Genomic DNA, 23,327 nt, shown 5'->3' with positions numbered 1-23,327 from the left:
CGTGACAGGTGCCGCTGCCGTCCCCGAGCCCGTCGACGTCCCGCTGGGCGGCGGGTCGATCCGCCTGGGCCAGTTCCTCAAGTTCGCTGGGATCCTCTCGGGCGGCGAGGCCAAGGAGGCGGTCGCCGAGGGGATGGTGACCGTCAACGGCGAAGTGGATCTGCGCCGCGGGCGCCAGCTCGTCGTCGGCGACGTCGTCGGGTTCGACCGGAACCGCTTCCGCGTCTGCGAGTGAGCGCGGCCGCGCCTCGGCGGGTGCGATCGGCCGAGACGCCGCGGAACGGATGAGACGCCGCTCAGAGGCGGGCGCGTCGGCGTGTTGAGCGGTGGCTCGGCGCACACTGGCTCCTGGACATCCCGGGACGACAGGAGACGCGCGTGCAGCTCGGCATTCACTTCATGGACTTCACCCTTCCGGGCGGAAGCGCGGGGATCGCGCCGATCCTCGGAGCGACCGCGCGGACGGCCGAGGACGTCGGCTGCGCCTGGTTCACGCTGATGGACCACTACTTCCAGATGGAGCACTTCGCGACGAGCGAGGATCCGATGCTCGAGGGCTACACCTCGCTCGGCTTCGTCGCCGGCCGGACGGAGCGGATGCGGCTGGGGCTCCTCGTCACCGGCGTGACGTACCGCCATCCGGGACTGCTCGCGAAGATCGTCACCACCCTCGACGTGCTCTCCGGCGGGCGCGCGATGCTCGGCATCGGCGCCGCCTGGTACGAGCGCGAGCACCTCGGGCTCGGCGTGCCGTACCCGCCGCTGAAGGAGCGGTTCGAGCGGCTGGAGGAGACGCTGCGGATCTGCCGTCAGATGTGGACCGACGACGACGGGCCGTTCGAGGGGATGCACTACCGGCTCGCCGAGACGCTGAACCACCCGGCGCCGATCCAGCAGCCCGGCCCGCCCATCCTCATCGGCGGCGGCGGCGAGAGGAAGACGCTGCGGCTGGTCGCGCAGTACGGCGACGCCTGCAACCTGTTCGGCACCGGCGCGGACGACGTGGCGCACAAGCTCGACGTGCTGAAGCGGCACTGCGACGACCTCGGGCGCGACTACGCGACGATCACGAAGACCATCACCGGGGGCGGCGATCCGATCGGCGACCCCGACGGCTTCGTCCGCGCGATGGAGGAGTACGCGGCGCTCGGGATCGACCACGTGCAGCTGGCCCCGGCCGGGCCGGATCCGGAGGGGTACGTCGCCCGGCTGGGCGAGGGCGTGATCGAGCGGGTGGCGGCTCTCGGCTGAGGGCTCCGGGACGCACGGCACTCCGACCGGTTCGGGTGCCGCGGGCGTCACCGCTGATCCGCTCCGCCGGCCGGGTCCGCCGTCACCGGCGCGAGGACTCCAGTGGCGGCCATGTCCCGGGTCGGGGGACGCCGTCGGCGGATCCTGCCCCCCCGTCAGGGTCGCGGCGTAGACGCGGGCGAGGAGCGCGACCTACGGTTCGAGCCTCCCACCTCGGGTTGTTGAGCTCACGCTGACGTGGGCAGATCGCTGGCCTCATGCCGCACGTGTCCTCTCGTACCTCGCTCCGCCGTCATCGGCAGAACCGCAGAAGAGGGGCGATCGGGACGGGTGTCGTCCTCGCCGTCGTCGGCGCCGCGCTCTTCGCCGGCGTCTCGGCGCAGGCGGCCACTGCTCCCGACCTCGGCACGGCGGAGGACTACTCGGTCCTGGCCGCGTCGACCGTGACGAACACGGGGTCGAGCGTCCTCGACCAGAACGTCGGGGTCAGCCCGCTGACCGCCGTCACCGGGTTCCCGCCCGGGCGGACGGACGGAGTGATCCATCGCGGAGACGCGGAGGCGGCGCAGGCCCAGGCCGACGTGGGCACCGCCTACGGACAGCTCGCCTCGCAGGCGACGACGGCGCAGATCGGCGCCGAGATCGGCGGCCGGACGCTGAAACCCGGGGTCTACACCGCGGCCGGACCGGTCGGAGTGACAGGGACGCTCACGCTCGACGCCGAGGGCGTCAACGAGGCGGTCTTCGTGATCCGCGCCGCGTCGACGCTGACGACGGCCTCGTCGAGCACGGTGGCCCTGATCAACGGAGCGCAGGCCTGCAACGTCTACTGGCAGATCGGCAGCTCCGCGACGCTCGGCACCGACTCGGACTTCGTGGGCTCCGTGCTCGCCTCGGCCTCGATCACGGTGACGACGGGCGTCTCCGTCGAGGGCCGCGCACTGGCCCGCACGGGAGCGGTCACGCTCGATTCCAACGACTTCACCGAGCCGGGCTGCGAGCCCACCGACGGCGGATCGTCGCCGACGGCGACTCCGACCATCACTCCGACCGTGACGCCGACGGTCACGCCCACCGTGACGCCGACGGTCACGCCCACCGTGACCCCGACGGTCACGCCCACCGTTACGCCGACCGTGACCCCTACGGTCACGCCGACCGGGACGCCGACCGTGACCCCGACGGTCACGCCGACCGTGACGCCGACCGTGACCCCCACGGTCACGCCGACCGTGACGCCCACGGTCACGCCGACCATCACTCCGACCGTGACCCCGACGGTGACCCCCACCGTCACGCCGACCGTGACCCCCACCGTCACGCCGACAGTCACGCCGACCGTGACGCCGACGGTCACGCCCACTATCACCCCGACCGTCACGCCGACCGTGACTCCCACCGTCACCCCGACGGTGACTCCCACCGTCACTCCGACGGTGACTCCCACGATCGCGCCCACCGTGGCTCCGACGGCGACTCCCACGATTACGCCCACCGTGGCTCCGACGGCGACTCCCACGATCACGCCCACCGTGGCTCCGACGGCCACGCCGACGACCACGCCGACGGTGACCCCCACCACCACGCCGACCGCGACGCCCACGGCCTCGCCGACTCCGACCGCGACCACAGCGCCGCGACCGGCGCCCTCCCACGCCGCGGTCGTTCCCGTGTCCGGGTCGAACGGTCCCCGCGGTCCGGCTCTCGCCTCGACCGGAGTGGACGCCGCAGCGACGGCGACCGCCGGAGTGCTGGGCCTGCTCGCCCTGGTCGGCGGCGGTCTGATCCTCACCCTCCGACGCCGCAGTGAGCGCACCGGCAGCTGATCCCGGCTGATCACCGGCAGCTGATCACCGCCAGGCCGTGCGCCGGACTCCCGAGGGGTCCGGCGCACGTCTGCGCCCACGATCGCGCTCCGCCCGTCCCTCGGGTGTCCTCGCCGATGCGCGCAGGCCCGCTCGTGCGTCGAGACGCCGCTCCGAGCGTCGGGGCACCGCTGAGCAGGCGGTGTCTCGGACGTGGGGCGGTGTCCGGGCAGGAGGCGGGTGCGCGTCCTGGTGAGCACGCACTGCTCGTGACACGGGTGTATCCCGGTGCCGTCGGGCCCGCTCGTGCGTCGAGACGCCGCTCCGATCGCCGGGACATCGCGGTAGGGGCAGTGCCTCGGGGCGGAAGGCGGCATGCGAGGAGTGCGCGACCGTTCTGCTCGGAACGCGGGCGTCCGCTCGATGCCGGGATCCGCTCCGCCCGGTCGTCAGACCCCGGCCAGCTCGGCTCGGAGGGGCGGGTCCGCGCCGATGCGGGAGGCGGTGACTCCCGCCGCCCGGGCCGCCCACCGGCCCGCCGCGAGGAGGGCGTCCTCGTCGAGAGCGGTGGTCCCGCTGTCGAGGAGGGCGTCGATCAGCCCGGCCATCGCCGTGTCGCCGGCGCCGATGGTGTCCGCGACGGCGATGCGGGAGGCGGGGACGACGACCCGGGCCCGGCGGGACGCGAGGACCATGCCCTCGCCGCCCCGCGTGACGACCGCCAGCGCAGGGCCGGCAGCCAGGAGGCGGTCGAGGACGGCGTCGACGGAGTCGCCGGGGTGGAGCCACTCGGCGTCCTCGTCGCTCAGCTTCACCAGATGGCAGCGCCGGAGGAGCCGCTCGAGGACGCGGTGGACCTCGGCGCGCGGAGGGAGCACCTCGGGCCGGATGTTGGGGTCGAGGCTGACGGAGGTCCCGGGCGGCAGACGGTCGAGCAGGTCCGCGACCGTGTCTGCGCCGGGATGCAGGAAGGCGGCGATCGACCCGGTGTGGAGGTGCGCGGCTCCGTCGGGATCGACGCGGTCCGGGTTCCAGCTGAGGTCGAACTCGTACCGGGCCGACCCGTCGGCGCCGATGACCGCCGCCGCGGTCGACGTGGTGCCGCGCGCGGGCGCCGACACCGCGACTCCGGACTCCTCCAGGTGCGCCCGGGCCCGGCGTCCGCGCTCGTCGTCGCCCAGGGCGGTGGCGAAGCGGACGGAGCGGCCGAGCCGGGAGAGGGCGACGGCGACGGTCGCGGGCGAGCCGCCGACGTGCTCCGACCGGCTCCCGTCCCGCTCGACGACGTCGACGACGGTCTCGCCGACGACGAGGACGCGAGAGCCGGAGTCCGAGCCGGGGCCGCTGCCGGAGCCCGCGCCGGGCCCGCTCACTCCGCCGCCGCGCGGACCTGCAGCGTCGTGAACGGCGCCGACGGGAAGACGAGCTGGGTGAGGGTGCTGAGACCCCCGCCGAGGAACACCTCGACCACCGAGGCGTCGACGACGATGCGGACCGGGATCCGCCCCGACTCGTCCGGCGCGGGCAGCGGAGCCCAGTCGACCGAGGGGAAGGACGCCGCGAAGTCCACCGCGCCGCTGCGCGTGCGGTCGCAGGTCAGCACTCCCTCGTCGCCGTCGACCGTGAGCACCACTTCGTCGTCGGTCGTGCCGGTGAGCAGGCGCAGCTCGGTGCGGTCGCCGGGGAGGCGGGACACGTCGACGTCGAAGACGCGGACGTCGCGGGACGCCGGCCCGGTCGGCAGGACCGCCCGCTGCGCGAGGCGGAGACGGCCGTCGGCCCCGCGGACGAGGTCGAGCTCGCGCACGAGCGACATGGACGAGCGCCACGGGCCGGTGGGCGTCTCGTTCGCGTAGTCCCAGTTGCTGGCCCACGCGATCGTGAGGCGGCGGCCCTCGGGAGCGTCGTTGAAGGAGACGGCCGCGTAGTAGTCCCGGCCGTAGTCGAGCCAGTCGTAGTCGGCGGGGTCCTCGGACGCGCTGAGCCGGTCGGCGGTGAACTCGGCTCCGTCGAAGTCGCCGAGGAAGTACTGGCTGCCGGAGCCGCCGGCGATGCCGCCCGGGTTGAGGCTCACGATCATCATCCAGCGGACCTCGTCGGTGCCGCGCACGCGCAGCGGGAAGAGGTCCGGGCACTCCCAGACGCCGCCCGTGGCATGGGCGGGGCCGAAGTGGGAGCGCCGGGTCCACGCGATCAGGTCGGGCGAGGTGTAGACCGCGACGCGGCGGTCGACCGCCTCGACGGCGACCATCACCCAGTGGCCGTCGTCCCCGCCGAACCAGAAGACCTTCGGATCGCGGAACTCCGCGGAGCCGATGTCGAGGACGGGGTTGCCCGCGTACCGGGTCCAGGTGGCGCCGTCGTCGACGCTGTAGGCGAGCGCCTGGGCCTGCGAGGCTCCGGTGCCGTCCGGGAGGGCGTCGCGGGCGGCCGTGTAGACCGCGACGAGGGCAGTCTCGCCGGGGCCGGCGAAGCCCGCCGTGTTGCGGACGTCGGCGACGGCGCTGCCGGAGAAGGCCATCTCGCCGTCGAGGACGGGGATCGCGACGGGCTGCTCGCTCCACGACACCAGATCGGTCGAGGTCGCGTGGCCCCAGGACATGTTGCCCCAGGTGCTGCCGGTCGGGTTGTTCTGGAAGAACAGGTGGTAGGTGCCGTTGTGGAAGAGGAGCCCGTTCGGGTCGTTCAGCCAGGTGGATCGGGCGGTGAAGTGGGCGGACGGACGCCAGGCGTCGGTCGTCGTGGTGATGGTCACAAGGGCTCCTGAGGAGAGGGGTTCGGTGCGGCCGGACGAGGGGCGCGGGCGGCTGCCGCCCGCGCCCCCGGGGACTACTCGCCGCCGTTCTGGAAGCGGTCGTAGGCCTGCTGGTACGTCGCGGTCACGTCGGAGGCGCCCATCGACTCCAGCTGCGAGACGTAGGAGTCCCACTCGCTGTCGACGGTCCCGTTGACGATCCAGGCGGCGAACTTCTCCTTCACCAGGGTGTTGATGTCGGTCAGCGCGTACGAGACGCGGTCGAGCTCGTCGTTCGAGAGCATCACCGGCGGGTAGGCGTCGTTCGCCTTGTAGGGGAGGTAGTACTCGTTCACCAGGTCCTGGCGCTCCTTGGCGCGCGGCTCGGGGGCCACGACGGTCTCGAAGTCCTTCTCGGTGGTGATCTTCGGGCCGCCCGGGGCGACCTTCTGGCGGCGCTCGCCCTCGGCCTCGCCGGCGGCGGCGGGGATCTGCACGAGGAGGCCGGTGGCCTCGTCCTTCTGGAGGGTCACGCCGAGGGGTCCCCAGCTGCTCTGGGCGCTCATCTCGGGGTCGAAGAGGCGGTCGGCCCAGCGCATCGTGGCGGCGGGGTACTCGTTGGAGCGGGTGATCGCCATCGCGCCGCGGTTGATCTCCTGGTTGCTGGTGACGCTGGCGCGCTTCTCGCCGTCGACGCCCTCGAGCACGCCGAGGATCGCGTAGTCGCCGAGGCGGTCCTCGCCGACCATCTCCTTCGCCTCCCACCAGAAGAAGGAGCCGAGGACCGGGGTGTCGGCCTTGCCCTTGGAGAGGAAGGCGACGTCGTCCTGCGAGAACGACTCGGGGTCGATGAGCCCGTCGGCGTACCAGTCGGAGAGCGCCTCGACGCCCTGCTTGTAGCCGTCGGTGTCGGCCGTGAACTGCACCTTCCCGTCGACCACGATGCGGTGGTCGTTGTTCTCCGGCTGCCCGCCGAGCGCCGCGATCAGGTCGTGCGGGTTGCCGCAGAAGGAGTCGGTGCGGAAGGACAGCGGGATCTCGTCGGCCTTGCCGTTGCCGTTGGGGTCGCCGGTTCTGAAGGCCTCGAGCGCGGCCCGGTACTCCTCGATCGTCGTCGGTATCGGGAGGCCGAGCGCGTCGAGCCAGGCGGTGTTGATGAAGAGGAAGTTCGGGTACTGGAGGATCCCGAGCTCCTCGACCGAGGGCAGCGTGTAGATGTGGCCGTCCGAGGCGGTGAGCGCGGCGCGGATGTCGGGCCGGTCCTCGAGGATCGCGGAGAGGGTCGGCGCGTGCTCCTCGATCAGGTCCTCGAGGGGCAGGAGCGTGCCGTTCTCGCCGTACTGCACGATCTCGGCGTCGGTGAGGCCCGAGTTGAACAGCACGTTCGGCACGTCGTCGCTGGCGAGGAGGAGGTTCTTCTTCTCGGCGTAGACCTGCTCCGGGAGGTTCTTCCAGTCGATCGAGATGTTGGTGTCCTCCTCCCACTGCTGCACGAGCTGCATCGAGGAGTAGTCGGGGGACAGGGCGGACTTGGTGCCGCCGAAGGTCAGCGACAGCGTGTCGTCGACGATCGGCAGGCCGGTCTCGTTGAAGCCGACCTCGCTCGAGCGGTCCTGGACGGGGTCGTTCCCGCCGCCGGTCGTGCAGCCGGCCAGGAGCAGTCCGCCGGAGAGGGCGAGTGCGGTGGTGGTGAAGAAACTGCGGTGTCTCATCGTTCGTGTTCCTCTTGTCGAAAGGGTGGTGCGGGAGGGGTGGAGGGTCAGCTCTTCACGGCGCCGAGAAGGGCGCCCTTGGTGAAGTGCTTCTGCATGAAGGGCAGGACGATCAAGAGGGGGATCGTCGAGACGACGATCATTCCGTACTTGATCAGCTCGCCCAGGCGCTGGGCGGCGGCGTAGGAGTCCATCGCTCCGGAGCCGCCTGCGGAGGTGACCTCGGACTGGATCAGGACGTTGCGCAGCACCAGCTGGAGCGGGTACTTGCTCTCGTCGTCGAGGTAGATCAGGGCGTCGAAGAAGGCGTTCCAGTTGGCCACGAGGTGGATCATGATCATGAGGAAGATCAGCGGCTTCGACAGCGGCAGGACGATGCTGAAGAAGAAGCGGAAGTCGCTCGCGCCGTCCATCTGAGCGGCGTCGCGCAGCTCGCCCGGCACGTTGTTCTCGAAGAAGGCGCGGGCGATGATCAGGTTCCAGACGCCGACCGCGCCGGGCAGGACCACGGCCCAGATCGTGTCCAGCATCCCGAGGTCGCGCACCACCAGGTAGCGGGCGATCAGGCCTCCGTCGATGAACATCGTGAGGATGAAGATCAGGAGGAAGACGGTCCGCCCGTAGAGGTCCTTCCTCGACAGGGCGTAGGCCGCGCAGAGGATCGTGCTGACGCTGATCGCGGTGCCGACGACCGTGTACAGGACCGAGTTGCCGAAGCCCTGCCAGATCGCGCCGTCCGAGAAGATACGCCCGTAGCCCTCGAGGGTGAAGCCGGCCGGCCAGAGCCAGACGTTCCCGTTGAGGATCTGCGACGGCTCGCTGAACGAGGCGATCACGATGAAGTACATCGGGTAGACGATCGCGACGATCGCCAGGAGCAGGACGGCGATCGCGATCGTGTTGAACACGGGGTCCGCGTACCGTCCGGTGCGCTTCGCCGGGGCGGTGCGGCGAGGGGGAGTCGGTGCCGACGGCTCGCGGACGGCGCGGTCGGGGTGGATGGTCTGTGTCATGGCGTCGTCACCAGAGGCTCGATTGGCCCGCACGGCGGGCGACCTGGTTGAAGGTCGCCAGCAGGACGAGGTTGATCAGGGAGTTGAAGAGGCCGATGGCGGCCGAGTAGCTGAACTGCGCCTGCTGCAGCCCCGCCTTGTAGACGTAGGTCTGGATCACCTCGGAGGTCGGGAGGTTGAGGTCGGTCTGCATGAGCAGGACCTTCTCGAATCCGAGGTTGAAGAGATTGCCGATCGCCAGGATGAACAGGATCGTGATCACCGGCAGGATGCCCGGGATGTCGATGTGGCGGATCCGCTGCCACTTGCTCGCTCCGTCGACGCGGGCGGCCTCGTGCAGAGCCGGGTCGATCGCGGTGAGGGCGGCGAGGTAGACGATCATCGAGAATCCGGCGTTCTGCCAGATGTCGGAGCCGATGTAGAGGGGCCGGAACCAGTCCGGCGAGCCCATGAAGAACACCGGCTCTCCCCCGAGGGCGACGATCGCGCTGTTCACGATCCCGGACCGCGGCGAGAAGAGCAGGTGGATCATGCCCACGACCACGACGACCGAGATGAAGGACGGCGAGTAGAGCACCGTCTGCGTGAACTTCTTGAACCGCTCGCTCTGCAGCTGGTTGACGATCAGCGCGAGCACGATCGGCACCGGGAAGGCGATGAGCAGCCCCAGGGCGTTCACCGTCAGGGTGTTCTCGATCAGGCGCCCGAACTGGAACGACGAGACGAAGCGGGTGAAGTTGTCCAGGCCCACCCACGGGCTGCCCGAGAAGCCGAGCGACGGGTTGTAGTCGCGGAAGGCGATCTGGGCGCCGTACATCGGCCAGTACTTGAACAGCGCCACGAAGACGAGTGCCGGGGTCAGTAGTACGTATAACTGCCAGGAGCGCAGGGCGCGTCTCGCAGCGGAGCCGAGGCGCTGCCTCGGGCTCAGGAGGCGCCGTGGCCGGGGGATCCCGGGGGCGGACTTCATCGTCGTCATGCGCGCACCTCTGCACTCGTCACCGATCCGCGGAGGACCGGTGAGCAATGGATGGGATGGGGTCGGGGCTCCTCGCGCGGTTCCGCGAGGAGGAGGGAGACGGCGTCGCGGGCCATGCGCTCGTGGGGGAGCGCGACGGTCGTGAGGCCGGGGTCGAGGTAGGAGGCGAGGGTCTCCTGGTCGTCGAAGCCGACGATGGAGCAGTCCTCGGGCACGCGGAGGCCGCGCGCCTCGAGAGCCCGGTAGGCGCCCCAGGCGGTGCGGTCGTTGCCGCAGAAGATCGCGGTGGGGGGATCGGCCTCGTCGAGGAGCTCCGCGGTGAGCGCGAGGCCGTCCTCGACGGTGCCGCCGGAGCCGTGCCGGACGAGGCGGGGGTCCACGGTGAGGCCCGCCTCCTCGAGGGCGCGGCGGTAGCCCGCTCGCCGTCCGACACCCGCGGGGAGATCGCTGTCGGCCGGCTGGATGTCGATGTAGGCGATGCGGCGGTGGCCGGCGCCCGTCAGCTGGCTGGTGGCGGTGTACCCGCCCTCCTCCTCGTCCGGGAAGACGCTCGAGAAGCGCCCGCCGGCGGACTGGGCGTTCACGACCACGGTGGGCACGTCGCCCAGCGCCTCCGGCACCTCGACGACGCGGTGGTACATCGAGGCGTAGATGACGCCGAGCACGCGGTACGACAGCATCATGTCGATCGCCGACTCCTCGAGGGCGCGCTCGCCGAAGGTGTCGACGCTGAGGATGATGTGGCCGCTCTCCCAGGCCCGCATCTGCGCGCCCTTCAGCAGGCGGCCGGCGAAGGGTGAGCTGGCGACCTCGTCCGAGACGAAGCCGATCATCCCCGACTGCCCGCTGCGGAGCGACTTCGCGAAGGCGTTGGTGCGGTAGCCGAGATCCTCGACCGCCTCCATCACGCGGGCTCGGGTGGCCTCGGTGACGCGGTTGCCGGGAGCGTTGTTGAGCACGAGGGACACGGTGGCCTGGGAGACGCCGGCGCGCTCCGCGACCTGCCTCATCGTCGCCGTCCGTCCGGCCATGACCCACCTCCTCGTGGTCTCGGTTATTCGTATAACTGGAAAGTACACATCCGAGAGCGCGGCGTCAACATCCGATTCCGCGAGCCCCGGTCGGCAGGTCGCGGGAACGCAGGAGTCGTCGTTCTGGAGCTCGAGTGCGACGACGTCCGCGTTCTCGCGGAGGGCGGGGGCGTCAGCCGGAGGACTCCCGCGGTACGAGGCGGACGGGCATGGCCTGCACGCCCGCGGTCGGACGTCCGTGGATCGCGTTCGAGAGCTCCTCCGCGGCGGCGCGGCCGAGCGTGTCGAGCATCATGTCGATGCTCGAGAGCGGCGGGCGGGCGGCCTCGACGAGGAGGTCCCAGTTGTCGAAGCCGACGACGGCCACGTCCTGCGGCACCCGCCGGCCGGTCTCGCGCAGGTGGTCGAGGGTGCCGCGGGCGATCTGGTCGCTCGCGCAGATGATCGCGTCGAGGTCCGGATGCGCGCGCAGCAGCGTCTCTGCGCACTGGCGGCCCCAGCTCTCGGACCACTGCCCGAAGAGGACGCCGCCGCCGACCAGCGGCAGCCCCGCCTCCGTCAGCGCCTGCTCGACGCCCCGGGCGCGGTCGTGCGCGGCGGTGTAGCTCGGCTCGCCGTTGACGAGGGCGATCCTCGTCCGTCCGCGCTCGATCAGGTGGCGGGCGGCGAGGACGCCGGCCTGCACGTTGTCGGGCGTGAAGGAGGAGTCGCGCGGATCCTCCGAGGGCGCGTAGGCGTAGACGACCGGCACCGGGATGGTGCGGGTGATCGAAGGGCGCGGGTTCGTCGTCCGGCCGAGCACCACGATCCCGTCGACGCGCTTGGCGAGCAGGTTCTTGATGTGGTGCTGCTCGCGGATCGAGTCGCCGCGGGCGTCGCAGAGGAGCACCGACGTCGATCCGGCGCCGAACGCGTCCTCGGCGCCGAGCAGCACGGGGAGCACGAAACGGTTGTCGAGGTCGTTGGTGAGCATCCCGATGGTGCCCGTGCGCCGGGAGTTGAGGGCCTGCGCGAACGGGTTCGGGGTGAAGGAGAGGGCCTCGGCGGCGTCCAGCACGCGCTGGCGGGTCTCGGCGCGCACCTGGTCGCGGCCGTTGAGCGCCTTGGAGGCGGTGGCGATCGAGACGCCGGCGGCGGCCGCCACGTCGGTGAGCGTGATGGTGCCGGTGGGCTTGCGTGGTGGCACCGCGCCTCCGTTCCGGGCCCGGCGGGCCGCCGCGTCGATCCTCGCACGACTCCGGCGAAAAACCGAAAAGACCGAAAAGGTCGCATCTCTTGACGCGCTGACCGACCCTGCCTAGGTTTACCCGACAGAAAGTAGTTTCGGCCCGGCGTAGACGATCGGGACGACTGCCGAGGAATCCGTCAACGACGAAGGGATCATCCGTGAAGACGAGGAAGCACGCTCGGGGCCTCGCCGCCGCCGTCCTGCTGGGGACGGCCGCCGCCGCACTGACCGGCTGCGCGAGCGGCTCCGGGGGAGACTCCGGCTCCGCCGCGGGAGGCAGCTACACGTTCTGGGACCCGTACCCCCAGTTCGACGAGTCGTCCGACTGGGCGAAGCTCATCGACTCCTGCGGGACCGAGGCCGGCGTCACCGTCGAGCGCACCGGCTACGACACCACCGACCTGACCAACAAGGCGCTGCTCGCCGGTCAGCAGGGCAACTCGCCCGACCTCCTGCTCGTCGACAACCCTGTTGTCTCGACGCTCGCGGAGTCGGGCATCCTGACCACGACCGCCGAGTCCGGGCTCTCCACCGAGGGGATCGACGCGAACATCCTCGCGGCCGGCCAGACCGGCAGCGACACCTTCGGCGTGCCGATCGGCGCCAACACGCTCGCGTTGTACTACAACAAGGCCGTGCTCGAGAAGGCCGGCGTGGACGCCGCCTCCATCACGGACTGGGCCGGGCTGACCGACGCGCTCGAGAAGGTCACCGCCTCCGGCGGCAAGGGCATCACGTTCTCCGGCATCGGCACGGAGGAGGGGACCTTCCAGTTCCTGCCGTGGTTCTGGGGCTCCGGCGCCGAGCTGACCGACCTCGACTCGCCCGCCGCGGTCGACGCCGTCTCGCTCTGGAGCGACTGGCTCGAGAAGGGCTACGCGCCCAACTCCGTGATCGGCAACACGCAGACCACGAGCTGGCAGGAGTTCGAGACCGGCGAGTACGCGTTCGGCGAGAACGGCACCTGGCAGCTGGCCAACGCGAAGGCCTCGGGCATCGACTACGGCGTCCTGACCATCCCGTCGAAGGACGGCGGAGCGGCCCCCGCACCGACCGGAGGCGAGTTCCTCACCCTCCCGGTGCAGTCGGACACGGCGCGCTACGAGACCTCGAAGAAGATCGCCGAGTGCCTGACCTCGACGGAGAGCCTGGTCACGACCGACAACACGCTCTCGTACATCGCGCCGACGGCCGAGGCGCAGCAGGAGCAGGTCGCCGGCAACGCCGACCTCGAGCCGTGGGTCACCGCCGTGCAGGCCGCGAAGGGCCGCACCTCGGACGACCTCGGCACGAAGTACCCGAAGATCTCGGAGCAGCTGTGGGGCGCGGTGCAGACCGTGCTCAGCGGCTCGCAGTCTCCCGAGGACGCCCTGAAGGCCGCCCAGTCGGCCGCCGAATCCGCCACGAAGTAGGACGACCGGGGGCTCCCGCTCCCCGAACGAGGTCCCCCCGGCCGGTGCTCCGCGCACCGGCCGGGGGGACGGGAGAGACCATGACCACTGCCACCGAGACCGCCCGCCTCCTGCGGCGCGGCACCGAGCCGCCGGCCCCGCCCGCCCCGGCCGCCGAGAGCCGTCGGCGCCGCCGGCGCCCCGAGGGCGGCCGTCTGGTCGCGTGGGCGTTCCTCGCCCCGCTCGTCGCCTACCTGCTCGTCTTCTACGCGTTCCCGCTCTACCGCAACCTCGAGCTGAGCCTGAAGGACTACACGGTCCGCTCGTTCGTGCAGGGGAACGCACCCTTCGTCTGGTTCGACAACTACGTCCAGGTGTTCCAGGACGCGACCTTCGGCCCGGCGCTGCTGCACACGGCGGTCTTCACCGGCGTCTCGCTCCTCTTCCAGTTCACGCTGGGGCTGGCGCTCGCCGTGTTCTTCTACCGCCGCTTCCCGCTGGCGAGCACGCTCCGGGCGCTGTTCCTGGTGCCGTGGCTCCTGCCGCTGATCGTCTCGGCGTCGACCTGGTCGTGGATGCTCAACAGCGACTCCGGCATCGTGAACGCGTTCCTGGAGTCGTTCGGGATCGGCCAGATCAACTGGCTCACCTCGCCGACCACCTCGCTGATCGCGGTCCTGATCGCGAACATCTGGATCGGCATCCCGTTCAACCTGGTGATCCTCTACTCCGGCCTGCAGAACATCTCGCAGGACCTCTACGAGGCGGCCTCGCTCGACGGCGCGACCGGCGCCCAGCAGTTCTGGCGGATCACGCTGCCGCTGCTGCGGCCGGTGTCGGCGATCACGATCCTGCTCGGCCTCGTCTACACGCTGAAGGTGTTCGACATCATCTGGATCATGACGAAGGGCGGCCCCGCCGACTCCTCGACCACGCTCGCCACCTGGACGTACCAGCTCGGCTTCGGCTCGATGCTGCCCGATTTCGGACCGGCCGCGGCCGTCGGCAACCTGCTGATCATCCTGGCCCTCGTCTTCGGTCTCGTGTACATCCGGGTCCAGCGGAAGCAGGCCGACTCGTGACCGCCCGACGCCCCTGGTACCTGACGGTGGTCGGGATCGCCCTCACGGCGGTCATGCTGTTCCCCGTCTACTGGATGATCAACGTCTCCCTCACTCCGACCGGCTCGATGCGGAAGGATCCGCCGGACTGGTTCCCGTTCTCTCCCACGTTCACCGGCTACCAGGCGGTGCTGAGCGAGCAGCTGCCCTACCTGGGCACCAGCCTCGTCGTCGGCCTCGGCACGGTGCTGCTGACCGTGGCGATCGCCGCTCCCGCCGCCTACTCGCTGGCGAAGCTGCGGCCCCGCGGCGGGCAGGCCCTCTCGTTCGTGCTGCTGATCGCGCAGATGATCCCGGCGATCATCATGGCGATGGGCTTCTACGCCATCTACCTCAACCTGGGGCTGCTCAACTCGATCCCGGGCCTGATCGTGGCCGACTCCACCATCGCGGTGCCGTTCGGCGTGCTGATCTTCACGGCCTTCATGTCGGGGATCCCCGACGAGCTCACCCAGGCGGCCCGGATGGACGGAGCGAGCGCCTGGCGCACCTTCACCTCGGTGATCATGCCGATCAGCCGCAACTCCGTCGTCACCGTCTCGCTGTTCGCGTTCCTCTGGGCCTGGTCGGACTTCATCTTCGCCTCGACGCTCGACAGCGGAGGGAAGCTCCAGCCGATCACCCTCGGCATCTACAAGTACATCGGCAACAACAACCAGGAGTGGAACTCGATCATGGCGACCGCCGTGGTCGCCTCGCTCCCGGCAGCCGTCCTCCTCGTCGTCGCCCAGCGGTACGTCTCGGCGGGAGTCACCGCCGGCGCCGTCAAGGACTGACCCGTCCCTCCAAGGAGACACCGTGACCCTCACCGCCCCCACCGCCACCGCCCTCGGCGGCCCGGTCGCCCCCTCGCGGAGCGTGCTCCGGCCGCTCCGCCAGGACGAGATCAGCCTCACCGGCGGCTTCTGGAAGCACTACCAGGACCTCAACTCCTCCGCCGTCATCGAGCACTGCCGCTCGTGGATCGAGCGCGTCGGCTGGGCCGGCAACTTCGACCGCGCGGCCGACGGCTCGATCTCGTCCGCCGAGGGCGGCGACGCGCACGCGGGCATCGAGTTCGTGGACTCGGAGGTCTACAAGCTCCTCGAGGCCATGGCCTGGGAGCTCGGCCGGAGCGACGACACCGGGCTGCAGGAGCGGTACGACGACCTCGTCGCGCGGGTCGCCTCCGCCCAGGACCCGGACGGCTACCTGCACACGAGCTTCGGCCGGCCCGGCCAGCGTGCGCGCTACTCCGACCTGGAGTGGGGCCACGAGCTGTACAGCTTCGGGCACCTGATCCAGGCCGCCGTGGCGCGGCTGCGCACCGGGCACGACGACCTCCTGCCGCAGGTCGCCCGACGGCTCGCCGACCACGTGCACCGCGAGTTCGGGCCCGAGGGGAGGGTCGCCGTGTGCGGCCACCCCGAGATCGAGCCGGCGCTCGCCGAGCTGGCGCGGGCGACGGGGGAGGAGCGCTACCTCGAGCTGGCCCGCCTCTTCGTGGAGCGGCGCGGGACGGGGACGCTGAAGCCGATCGCGTTCGGCGCCGAGTACTTCCAGGACGACGTGCCCGTGCGCGACGCGGAGGTGCTGCGCGGCCACGCGGTGCGGGCCCTCTACCTCGCCTCCGGGGCTCTCGATGTCGCGGTCGAGACCGGCGACGCCGAGCTGGAGGAGGCGGTCCGCCGCCAGTGGGAGGCGACCGTCGAGCGGCGCACCTACGTCACGGGCGGGATGGGCTCGCACCACCAGGACGAGGCGTTCGGCGCCGACTACGAGCTGCCGCCGGACCGCGCCTATGCCGAGACCTGCGCGGCGATCGGCTCCACGATGCTCAGCTGGCGGCTCCTGCTCGGCTCGAACGAGCACCGCTACGCGGACCTGATGGAGCGGACGCTGCTGAACGCGGTGCTCCCCGCCACCCGCGACGACGGCCGCGCCTTCTTCTACACGAACACGCTGCAGCAGCGCGTCGACGGAGTGGCGCCGGACGAGTCGCGCGAGACCGACCGCGCGCAGTCCAGCCTCCGCGCGCCCTGGTTCTGGGTCTCGTGCTGCCCGACCAACACCGCCCGCACCCTCGCGAGCGTCGAGCTCGGCTTCGCCACCGCCACCGACGAGGGCGTGCAGCTGCACCAGTACGGCGCGTACGAGGTGCGCACCGGAGGCGTCGCGCTGGGCGTCGAGACGGAGTACCCGGCCGACGGCGAGATCGTCGTGCGGATCCTCGAGGACGCGGAGTTCGCGTTGACGCTGCGGGTGCCGCCGTTCGCGCGGGGCTCGGCGCTGCTCGACGGCGAGCCGGTCTCGACGCCGACCGTCACCGTCCGCCGGGCGTTCTCCGCCGGCGACACCGTGCGGCTCTCGCTGCCGATGACGGCCCGCTTCGTCGCCCCGCACCCCCGGATCGACGCGGTGCGCGGCCAGGTCGCCCTCGAGCGCGGGCCGTTCGTGCTCGCGATCGAGTCGCTCGACCTGCCCGAGGGCCTGGACACCGAGCACATCGCGGTCGACGCGTCGGTGCCGCCCGTCGTGACGGCGGAGGGAGCGCGCGTGTCCCTCGTGGCGCGGGAGGCGGCATCCGGCTGGCCCTACGGCTCCGTGCCTGTGGAGGAGGGGCGCCGCTTCGAGGCGGAGTTCCGGCCGTACCACCGCTGGGCGAACCGCGGACCGTCGACGATGCGGATCTGGACGCCGACGGCCTGACGGGCACCGCTCGCGAGAACGCAGAAGTCGTCGCACTCGAGCGCGAGTGCGACGACTCCTGCGGAGTGGCTGCCGTTGCGGCGCCTGCGCTCAGATCCAGCCGCGCTCGCGGGCCTCGATGACCGCGCGCTGGCGGGTGTCGACGTCGAGCTTGCGCAGGATCGACGAGACGTGGTTGCGGACGGTGCCGGAGGAGAGGTGCAGCGCCGCGCCGATCTCGCCGATCGTCTCGCCGCGGGAGCCGGCGCTGAGCACGTCGAGCTCGCGGTCGGTCAGCGGGCTGCGCGTGCTCGCCAGGGCGTCGGCGGCGATCTCCGGATCGACGTAGCGGCGTCCGCTCGCGACCTGGCGGATCACCTCGGCGACGTCCTCGACCCGGCGCGACTTCGGCAGGAAGCCGCTGACGCCCGCTCCGAGCGCTCGCCGCAGGACCCCCGGCCGCGCGTGCCGGGTGACGACCACGACGCGCGTCGCCGAGACCCGGCGCAGCCGCTCCGCCGCCTCGATCCCGTCGAGCCCGGGCATCTCGACGTCGAACAGGCACACGTCGGGCTGCAGGCGCAGCGCCTCCGCGACCGCCTGCTCGCCGTCGCGGCACTCGCCCACGATCTCGAGGTCCTCCTCGAGGCGGAGGAGCGCGGCCAGCGCCGTGCGGATCATGTCCTCGTCGTCGGCGATCAGCACCCGGATCACGAGTCGCTCCCCACCGGCAGGCGCGCGTCCAGCTCGAAGGAGCGGCGGACCGCCCCGGCGCGCAGCGTCCCGCCCGCCCGCTCGACCCGCTCCGCCATGCCGAGGACGCCCGAGCCGGTCCCGTCCGCCTCCTCCGCGTCCGGTGCCAGGTCGTTCACCGCCTCGAACCGCCACTCGTCCCGCTCCCGCGCGAGCCGCAGCCGCGCGCTGGAGCCGCCGCCGTGCTTGAGGATGTTCGTCGTCGTCTCGCGGACCACCGGCCCGAGCGTCTCGGCCGGCGCGTGAGCCGCCGCCGGGTCGACCTCGAGCTCGACGCGGAGCCCGGCCGAGCGGAGCAGGTCGGCGGCGTTGGCCAGCTCGTCGGCGAGCGGGACGCTGCGGAAGCGCGTCGCCAGCTCGCGGGTGCCGGTGCGGGCGCCGTCGACCGAGCGCTGGGCGGCGCGCAGCTGCTCGAGAGCGGCCTCGGGGTCGCTGCCGAGGAGGCGCTCGGCGAGCTCGAGCTGCAGCGCGATGACCTGGAGGTGGTGGCCCTGGAGGTCGTGCACGTCGCCGGCGAGCAGCAGGCGCTCCTGCGCGGCGGCGAGCCGGCCCTCGGCGGCGCGCGCCCGGTCGAGCTCGCGGACGATGTCCCACCACCACAGCGCGCTGACGACCGTCAGGGGCAGCAGTGTCGCGAACAGCAGGAGGGTCGAGAGCGCGGCCGACGCGTCCGGCGCCGCGCGCGTCTGCTCGAGCACCGCCGCGACCGCGAGGACGATCGTGCAGAGCACCATCACCCGGAGCCGCACGCCGCTCTGCCAGGGCAGCACGGCGACCAGGGTCGCGGCGAGCGAGAGCCCGAGCGCGAGGCTCCCGGCGGCCGTGCCGGTGAGCGCGGCGGCCGCCACTCCGAGGCAGAAGACCAGGGTCGGCGCGGCCCGGAGGCGCACCGGGCCCTCGCGGTCGGCGCGCCGGTACGCGAGCGCGGTCGGCGAGAACACCGCGACCCAGGCGGCCGCGCCCAGGAAGTAGGCGGCCTTCCGCCACTCCTCGGCCTCGGCGCTCAGCACCGCCACGGACCAGACGGCCAGGACGACCACCACGAAGGAGGCGGCCGACGCGAGGGTGTACCACCAGGTCACGGCGACGCCGCGGCCTGCGCGCACGGGCGGATCCGCCTCGGTCGTGTTCACCATGCGGCCCAGGCTACGACCATGACACTTGTCACCCCTCGGGCCGTCGATCCTCCCGGGACGCGGTGATCCGGCGGCACTGCCGCAGCGGGCGCGGACACGGTCGGATGGAGGAGTCCCGAGAGCCGGGGCCACGTACCGGAAGGCACGACCATGACGATCATCAGCGACGCGATCCTCGGATTCCAGGACCTGATCGGCCGCGTTCCCGAGCTCGTGCAGCCCCTCGTCGTCGCCGCGGCCGGGGCCGTCCCCTTCATCGAGGGCGAGGGGGCGGCGAGCATCGGGATCATCGGCGGCATCCACCCGGTCGTCGCCGGGCTTGCGGGGGCGATCGGCAACTTCGTCTGCGTGGCGCTGCTCGTGCTGCTGGGCACCGGCGTCCGCTCGGCGATCACGGGCCGCTCGGAGGCGAAGCGGACGACTCCGCGGCGCGAGAAGTTCCAGCGGGCATTCACCCGCTACGGCGTCCCGGGCGTGAGCCTGCTGGGGCCGCTGCTGCTCCCGACGCACTTCACCGCGGTGATGCTGGCGGGCGCCGGAGTCGGCCGCGGGCGGATCCTGCTCTGGCAGGGCGTCGCGATCGCGCTGTGGACGACGGTGCTCACGGTGATCGTCGGGCTCGCGGTCTCGGGCGCGACGCAGGCGGGCTGAGCGGGCCGGACACGGTCCTGAAGCGTGGAACCCCGGTCGCGTAGAGGCGTTCGCGCCACCGGTCAGTGCCGGATGCGCCGTCCCGGTCCGCCGTCCGGATCCGCCGGGCCGGCGGACTGCAGGTGGGTGTGCAGGCGGATGAGGGTGTCGCGCAGCCGGGTCTTGACGGTGCCGAGCGGGATCGACAGCTCCTCCGCGATCTCGGAGTGGCTGTACCCGCGGACGTAGGCGAGGTAGAGGACGTCGTGGTGGATGGCGGCGAGCTGCCGGATCGCGCCGGCCGCGGGCGCCAGGGCCAGCCGGACGTCCGAGCGCTCCCACTCGTGATCGCGCGGCCGGTCGAGGACCGTGTACTGCAGCTCCCGGCGCCGCGCCGACCGGTCCGCCCGGGCGCGGTCCACGGCACGGCGGTGCGCGACCTGGGCCAGGAAGGCGAGCACGGGACGGCCCGGGTCGAGCGAGCGCGCGGTGCGCCAGAGCTCGAGGTAGACCTCCTGCGCGACCTCCTCGGCTGCGGCGCGGTCGTCGAGCACGGCGTCCGCGACGGAGACGACCCGGCCCGCGGTGAGCGAGTAGAGCTGCCGGAAGGCGGTCCGGTCGCCCGCGCAGACCCGCAGCAGCAGGGCCGCTGACCGCGCAGGGCTGTCCCCGGGCTCACGCCGCTTGCCCGTCATCGTCGACACAGGGCTCAGCCTGGCACCGCGGACGCGCTCCTCCCGGGGTCGTGCCCCGAGAGGTGGCCCCCATTAGAGGCTCACTTCTGCTCGCGTCCGCTGATGTGCGCCGCCCGACCCCCACTCTGCCCAGGGCCGGCCGTTCGCAACCGAGGCCCGGAGCGTCCGACAGTGGCCATCAGGCCGGTGCCGGGCCGCTCGACCTCGGTTGCGGACGGGCTCAGACGGCGACGCGCGCGTTCGACTGCGCGAGGAGAGCGACCGAGCGCAGGCGCGCCTCCGTCTGCAGCGACGCGTGGGCGACGATGACCTCGTCGGCGTCGGCGGAGCGGGCGAAGTCGGCGGCGTAGTCAGCCACCTGGTCGCCGGTGCCGACACCGGTGTAGGTGGTCATGCTCGCGACGTGGGCGCCGATCGGGGCGCTGAGCAGGGCGTCGAGCTCCTCATCGTCGAAGGTCTGGCCGACGGGGATCTGCCCGCTCTGGCGCAGCAGCATCATCAAACGGGCGCGCTTCATCTGCGCGAACTGTTCCTGCGCGTCCTCCTCGGTGTCGGAGGCGATGGCGTTCATCCCGGCGATCACGTAGGGCGCGTCGAGCTGCTCGGAGGGGCGGAAGCCGCGGCGGTACTCCGCGACGGCCTGGTGCAGCGCGTCCGGAGCGAAGTGCGAGGCGAACGCGTACGGCAGGCCCAGCGCGGCGGCCAGCTGCGCGCCGAAGAGCGAGGAGCCGAGGATGTAGAGGGGGACGCGGGTGCCGGCACCGGGCGTCGCGCTCACTCCGGGGATGCGGGACTCGCCGGCGAGGAAGGCCTGCAGCTCCAGCACGTCCTGCGGGAAGCGCTCGGAGGAGTCGGGGTCGCGGCGGAGCGCGCGGAAGGTCGCCTGGTCGCTGCCAGGGGCGCGGCCGAGTCCGAGGTCGATCCGGCCCGGGTGCAGCGTCTCGAGGGTGCCGAACTGCTCGGCGATGGTGAGCGGGGAGTGGTTCGGCAGCATGACGCCGCCGGAGCCGAGGCGGATCGTGGAGGTCTGCGAGGCGACGTGCGCGATGAGCACCGAGGTCGCGCTGGAGGCGATGCTCGCCATGTTGTGGTGCTCGGCGTACCAGACGCGGCGGTAGCCGTTCCGCTCGGCCTCCTGGGCCAGGGCGACGGAGGCGGCGAAGCTGTCGCGAGCGGTCTCACCGGGGGCGATGGGGGCGAGGTCGAGGATGGAGAGGGGAACGCTCATGGTGAGGGCAACGCCCGCGACGGCTCCGGTGTTCCCGTCGCGGGCGCCGTCCTCACGCCTCGGGGATGTCGCGGCCGTACGCCTCCAGCGTCACGGCCTCGGGCTCCGGTCCGCCGCGCACGCCGGCCTCGAGGGCGTCGATCCGGGCGAGCTCCGAGCCGGAGAGCGCGAAGTCGAACACGTCGATGTTCTCGGCGATGCGCTCGGGGCGGGTCGACTTCGGGATGACCTGGCGGCCCTCCTGCAGGTGCCAGCGCAGCATCACCTGCGCGGCCGTCTTCCCGTACTTGGCGCCGAGCTCGAGGAGCACCGGGTCGTCGAAGCTGCGGCGCGGGGAGTCGCGGTAGGCGGTGATGCCGCCGATCGGCGACCAGGCCTGGGTGAGGATGTCGTTCTCGCAGCCGAACCGCTCGACCCGCCGCTGCTGGAAGTACGGGTGCACCTCGAGCTGGTTCACCGCGGGGACGACGTCGGTCTCGGCGAGCAGGCGGGTGAGGTGCTCGACCATGAAGTTGCTCACGCCGATCGCCCGCACCCTCCCGTCGGCGAGCAGCCGTTCGAGCGCCCTGTAGGCGTCGAGGGTGCGGTCGAAGGCCTCGGGCAGGGCCTGGTGCAGGATCAGCAGGTCGATCCGCTCGACGCCGAGCTTGCCCGCGCTCTTGTCGAAGGCGTGCAGCGTCTCGTCGTAGCCGTAGTCGCTGATCCACACCTTCGTCTCGAGGAAGACGTCGTCGCGGCCGGCGATCGCCTCGCCCACCTCGCGCTCGTTGCCGTAGGCCGCCGCCGTGTCGATGTGCCGGTACCCCGCGTCGAGCGCGGCGGCGACGGCGGCGCGGGTCTCGTCGGGCGGAGTCTGGAAGACGCCGAGTCCGAGGGCGGGGATCTCGACACCGTTGTGGAGAGTGAACGTGTTCATGAGCCCACGCTACGTCCGCAGACGCCGAGTCGCCCGAGAAGCCGCGCGCGACTCCTCAGGCGACCCCGTCGCTCCGGCCCTGCTCAGCCGTCGATCGGCAGCAGGATCCCCTTCACCGTCTCGTCCGTGGCGAGGAACTCCTGCACGGCCGGATCCTGGAAGGCCTGGACGAGCTTCTTCACGTTCTCGGTGTCGCGGTACTTCGAGCCGATGGTGAGCTGCCCGGCGAAGTCGTCGGGGGCCTGCGGGGCGAAGATCTGCTGCTCGATCGGGATGCCGGCGGCGAGGTAGTACTCGGTGTAGCCGACGGCTGCGTCGAGGTCCGGCAGCGCGCGCGACTGGGCGGCGAAGTCGAGCAGGGTGAACTGCAGGTTCTTCGGGTTCTCGGCGATGTCGTCCTGGGTCGCGGTGCCCGGCTCCGTGCCCGGCTTCAGCGTGATCAGGCCGGCGTTCTGCAGCAGCCAGAGGCCCTGCGCCTCGTTGGCGGGATCGGAGTAGAGCGAGACCGTGCCGCCGTCGGGGATCTGGGAGACGTCGGAGTACTTGTCGCTCCAGAGCCCGAAGCCCCAGCGGAAGACGGGGGTGGCCGCCTCCTCCTCGAAGTCGGGGTTGGCCTCGAGCACCTGTCCCAGCCAGAGCTTGTGCTGGTAGACCGTGGCCGCGACCTCGCCCTCGCTCACCGCGCGGTTGATGGTGTTGCTGTCCGAGAGCCCCTTGAAGGCGACGGTGATGCCGTAGCGCGGCGCCACCTCCTTCGCGACGAAGTCGACCAGGGCCTGCTCGGAGGCATTGCCCTCGGCGGTCGCGACGTAGAGCGTCGCTCCCTCCTGCTCGTTGGCCGAGACGGCGGGGGAGAGGAGCGGGACGGCGATCGCGGAGGCGACGCCGACCACGACGACGGCCGCTCCGGCGATCCAGGGCCAGCGGCGCTTCTTCTTGAGATCGAATCCGAGGTCGTCGGGAGTGGACATGGCGGTGCCTTTCGAAGAGGGGGTGCGCGGGCGCGCGGGAGGGGCGCCCGAGGGCGCAGGAGGAGG

21 protein-coding genes are annotated in these 23,327 nt (G+C 71.8%); 8 read left to right on the top strand and 13 right to left on the bottom strand.

Annotation, left to right across the window (positions count from 1 at the left end; translation table 11 throughout):
* The first annotated feature begins 1 nt into the window (after position 1).
* From C5D09_RS05655 to C5D09_RS05645, 3 genes are all read left to right on the top strand, one after another.
* Positions 2-235: an RNA-binding S4 domain-containing protein gene (locus C5D09_RS05655; RefSeq protein WP_104268809.1), complete on the top strand. Its 234-nt coding sequence runs from the start codon at positions 2-4 to the stop codon at positions 233-235.
* Positions 236-378: 143 nt separating this feature from the next.
* On the top strand, positions 379-1,251 hold the full coding sequence (locus C5D09_RS05650; RefSeq protein WP_181135010.1) for an LLM class F420-dependent oxidoreductase: 873 nt from the start codon (positions 379-381) through the stop codon (positions 1,249-1,251).
* A 266-nt stretch (positions 1,252-1,517) separates the two neighbouring features.
* The gene (locus C5D09_RS05645; protein WP_181135009.1) at positions 1,518-3,077 is read left to right on the top strand and encodes an ice-binding family protein; all 1,560 of its coding nucleotides are present in this window, start codon (positions 1,518-1,520) and stop codon (positions 3,075-3,077) included.
* Positions 3,078-3,505: 428 nt separating this feature from the next.
* Here the strand turns inward: C5D09_RS05645 and C5D09_RS05640 are convergent, their stop codons facing one another.
* From C5D09_RS05640 to C5D09_RS05610, 7 genes are all read right to left on the bottom strand, one after another.
* On the bottom strand, positions 3,506-4,429 hold the full coding sequence (locus C5D09_RS05640; RefSeq protein WP_104268807.1) for a carbohydrate kinase family protein: 924 nt from the start codon (positions 4,427-4,429) through the stop codon (positions 3,506-3,508).
* Complete coding sequence (locus tag C5D09_RS05635) at positions 4,426-5,811, bottom strand: glycoside hydrolase family 32 protein (protein ID WP_104268806.1); 1,386 nt, start codon at positions 5,809-5,811, stop codon at positions 4,426-4,428. The genes C5D09_RS05640 and C5D09_RS05635 overlap by 4 nt, the downstream gene beginning before the upstream one ends.
* Before the next feature lie 74 nt (positions 5,812-5,885).
* Positions 5,886-7,502 carry an ABC transporter substrate-binding protein gene (locus C5D09_RS05630; RefSeq protein WP_104268805.1) on the bottom strand — a complete coding sequence of 539 codons (1,617 nt, stop codon included), beginning with the start codon at positions 7,500-7,502 and terminating at the stop codon, positions 5,886-5,888.
* Between the two features lie 47 nt (positions 7,503-7,549).
* On the bottom strand, positions 7,550-8,515 hold the full coding sequence (locus C5D09_RS05625; RefSeq protein ID WP_104268804.1) for a carbohydrate ABC transporter permease: 966 nt from the start codon (positions 8,513-8,515) through the stop codon (positions 7,550-7,552).
* A gap of 7 nt (positions 8,516-8,522) precedes the next feature.
* The gene (locus tag C5D09_RS05620) at positions 8,523-9,494 is read right to left on the bottom strand and encodes a sugar ABC transporter permease (RefSeq protein WP_244229528.1); all 972 of its coding nucleotides are present in this window, start codon (positions 9,492-9,494) and stop codon (positions 8,523-8,525) included.
* Positions 9,491-10,525, bottom strand: coding sequence for a LacI family DNA-binding transcriptional regulator (locus tag C5D09_RS05615; protein ID WP_104268803.1), 1,035 nt, complete (start codon positions 10,523-10,525; stop codon positions 9,491-9,493). The genes C5D09_RS05620 and C5D09_RS05615 overlap by 4 nt, the downstream gene beginning before the upstream one ends.
* Before the next feature lie 172 nt (positions 10,526-10,697).
* Complete coding sequence (locus C5D09_RS05610) at positions 10,698-11,711, bottom strand: LacI family DNA-binding transcriptional regulator (protein ID WP_104225800.1); 1,014 nt, start codon at positions 11,709-11,711, stop codon at positions 10,698-10,700.
* 200 nt (positions 11,712-11,911) lie between these two features.
* Between C5D09_RS05610 and C5D09_RS05605 the strand changes: the two genes are divergently transcribed.
* The 4 genes from C5D09_RS05605 to C5D09_RS05590 all read left to right on the top strand — a co-directional run bounded on the left by C5D09_RS05605 (position 11,912) and on the right by C5D09_RS05590 (position 16,953).
* Positions 11,912-13,165: an extracellular solute-binding protein gene (locus C5D09_RS05605; RefSeq protein ID WP_104225801.1), complete on the top strand. Its 1,254-nt coding sequence runs from the start codon at positions 11,912-11,914 to the stop codon at positions 13,163-13,165.
* Positions 13,166-13,245: 80 nt separating this feature from the next.
* Positions 13,246-14,226 (top strand): carbohydrate ABC transporter permease, encoded by a 981-nt coding sequence (locus C5D09_RS05600; protein ID WP_104247032.1) that lies wholly within the window; start codon positions 13,246-13,248, stop codon positions 14,224-14,226.
* On the top strand, positions 14,223-15,041 hold the full coding sequence (locus tag C5D09_RS05595; protein WP_104222699.1) for a carbohydrate ABC transporter permease: 819 nt from the start codon (positions 14,223-14,225) through the stop codon (positions 15,039-15,041). The genes C5D09_RS05600 and C5D09_RS05595 overlap by 4 nt, the downstream gene beginning before the upstream one ends.
* A 22-nt stretch (positions 15,042-15,063) precedes the next feature.
* Complete coding sequence (locus C5D09_RS05590) at positions 15,064-16,953, top strand: glycoside hydrolase family 127 protein (RefSeq protein ID WP_104268802.1); 1,890 nt, start codon at positions 15,064-15,066, stop codon at positions 16,951-16,953.
* A 90-nt stretch (positions 16,954-17,043) separates the two neighbouring features.
* Here C5D09_RS05590 and C5D09_RS05585 read toward each other — a convergent pair whose 3' ends face one another.
* Positions 17,044-17,646: a response regulator transcription factor gene (locus C5D09_RS05585; RefSeq protein WP_104222701.1), complete on the bottom strand. Its 603-nt coding sequence runs from the start codon at positions 17,644-17,646 to the stop codon at positions 17,044-17,046.
* Positions 17,643-18,821 carry a sensor histidine kinase gene (locus tag C5D09_RS05580; RefSeq protein WP_104268801.1) on the bottom strand — a complete coding sequence of 393 codons (1,179 nt, stop codon included), beginning with the start codon at positions 18,819-18,821 and terminating at the stop codon, positions 17,643-17,645. Before C5D09_RS05580 ends, C5D09_RS05585 begins: the two co-directional genes overlap by 4 nt.
* Positions 18,822-18,971: 150 nt before the next feature.
* Here C5D09_RS05580 and C5D09_RS05575 point away from each other — a divergent pair, with 150 nt between their 5' ends.
* Complete coding sequence (locus C5D09_RS05575) at positions 18,972-19,472, top strand: small multidrug efflux protein (protein ID WP_104225805.1); 501 nt, start codon at positions 18,972-18,974, stop codon at positions 19,470-19,472.
* A 62-nt stretch (positions 19,473-19,534) separates the two neighbouring features.
* Here the strand turns inward: C5D09_RS05575 and C5D09_RS05570 are convergent, their stop codons facing one another.
* From C5D09_RS05570 to C5D09_RS05555, 4 genes are all read right to left on the bottom strand, one after another.
* Entirely contained in the window at positions 19,535-20,146 is a 612-nt protein-coding gene (locus C5D09_RS05570; protein ID WP_244229683.1) for a sigma-70 family RNA polymerase sigma factor, read from the bottom strand.
* Positions 20,147-20,366: 220 nt separating this feature from the next.
* The gene (locus C5D09_RS05565) at positions 20,367-21,374 is read right to left on the bottom strand and encodes an LLM class flavin-dependent oxidoreductase (protein WP_104247036.1); all 1,008 of its coding nucleotides are present in this window, start codon (positions 21,372-21,374) and stop codon (positions 20,367-20,369) included.
* 52 nt (positions 21,375-21,426) lie between these two features.
* Positions 21,427-22,290 (bottom strand): aldo/keto reductase, encoded by an 864-nt coding sequence (locus C5D09_RS05560; protein ID WP_104222706.1) that lies wholly within the window; start codon positions 22,288-22,290, stop codon positions 21,427-21,429.
* Between the two features lie 83 nt (positions 22,291-22,373).
* Complete coding sequence (locus C5D09_RS05555; protein WP_104257783.1) at positions 22,374-23,261, bottom strand: MetQ/NlpA family ABC transporter substrate-binding protein; 888 nt, start codon at positions 23,259-23,261, stop codon at positions 22,374-22,376.
* Positions 23,262-23,327 lie beyond the last annotated feature (66 nt).

This window comes from Rathayibacter sp. AY1C9 (assembly GCF_002932315.1).
GTDB lineage: Bacteria > Actinomycetota > Actinomycetes > Actinomycetales > Microbacteriaceae > Rathayibacter.
The sequence above is the reverse complement of the archived record's forward strand: the minus strand, read 5'-3'. Positions and strand labels throughout refer to the sequence as shown.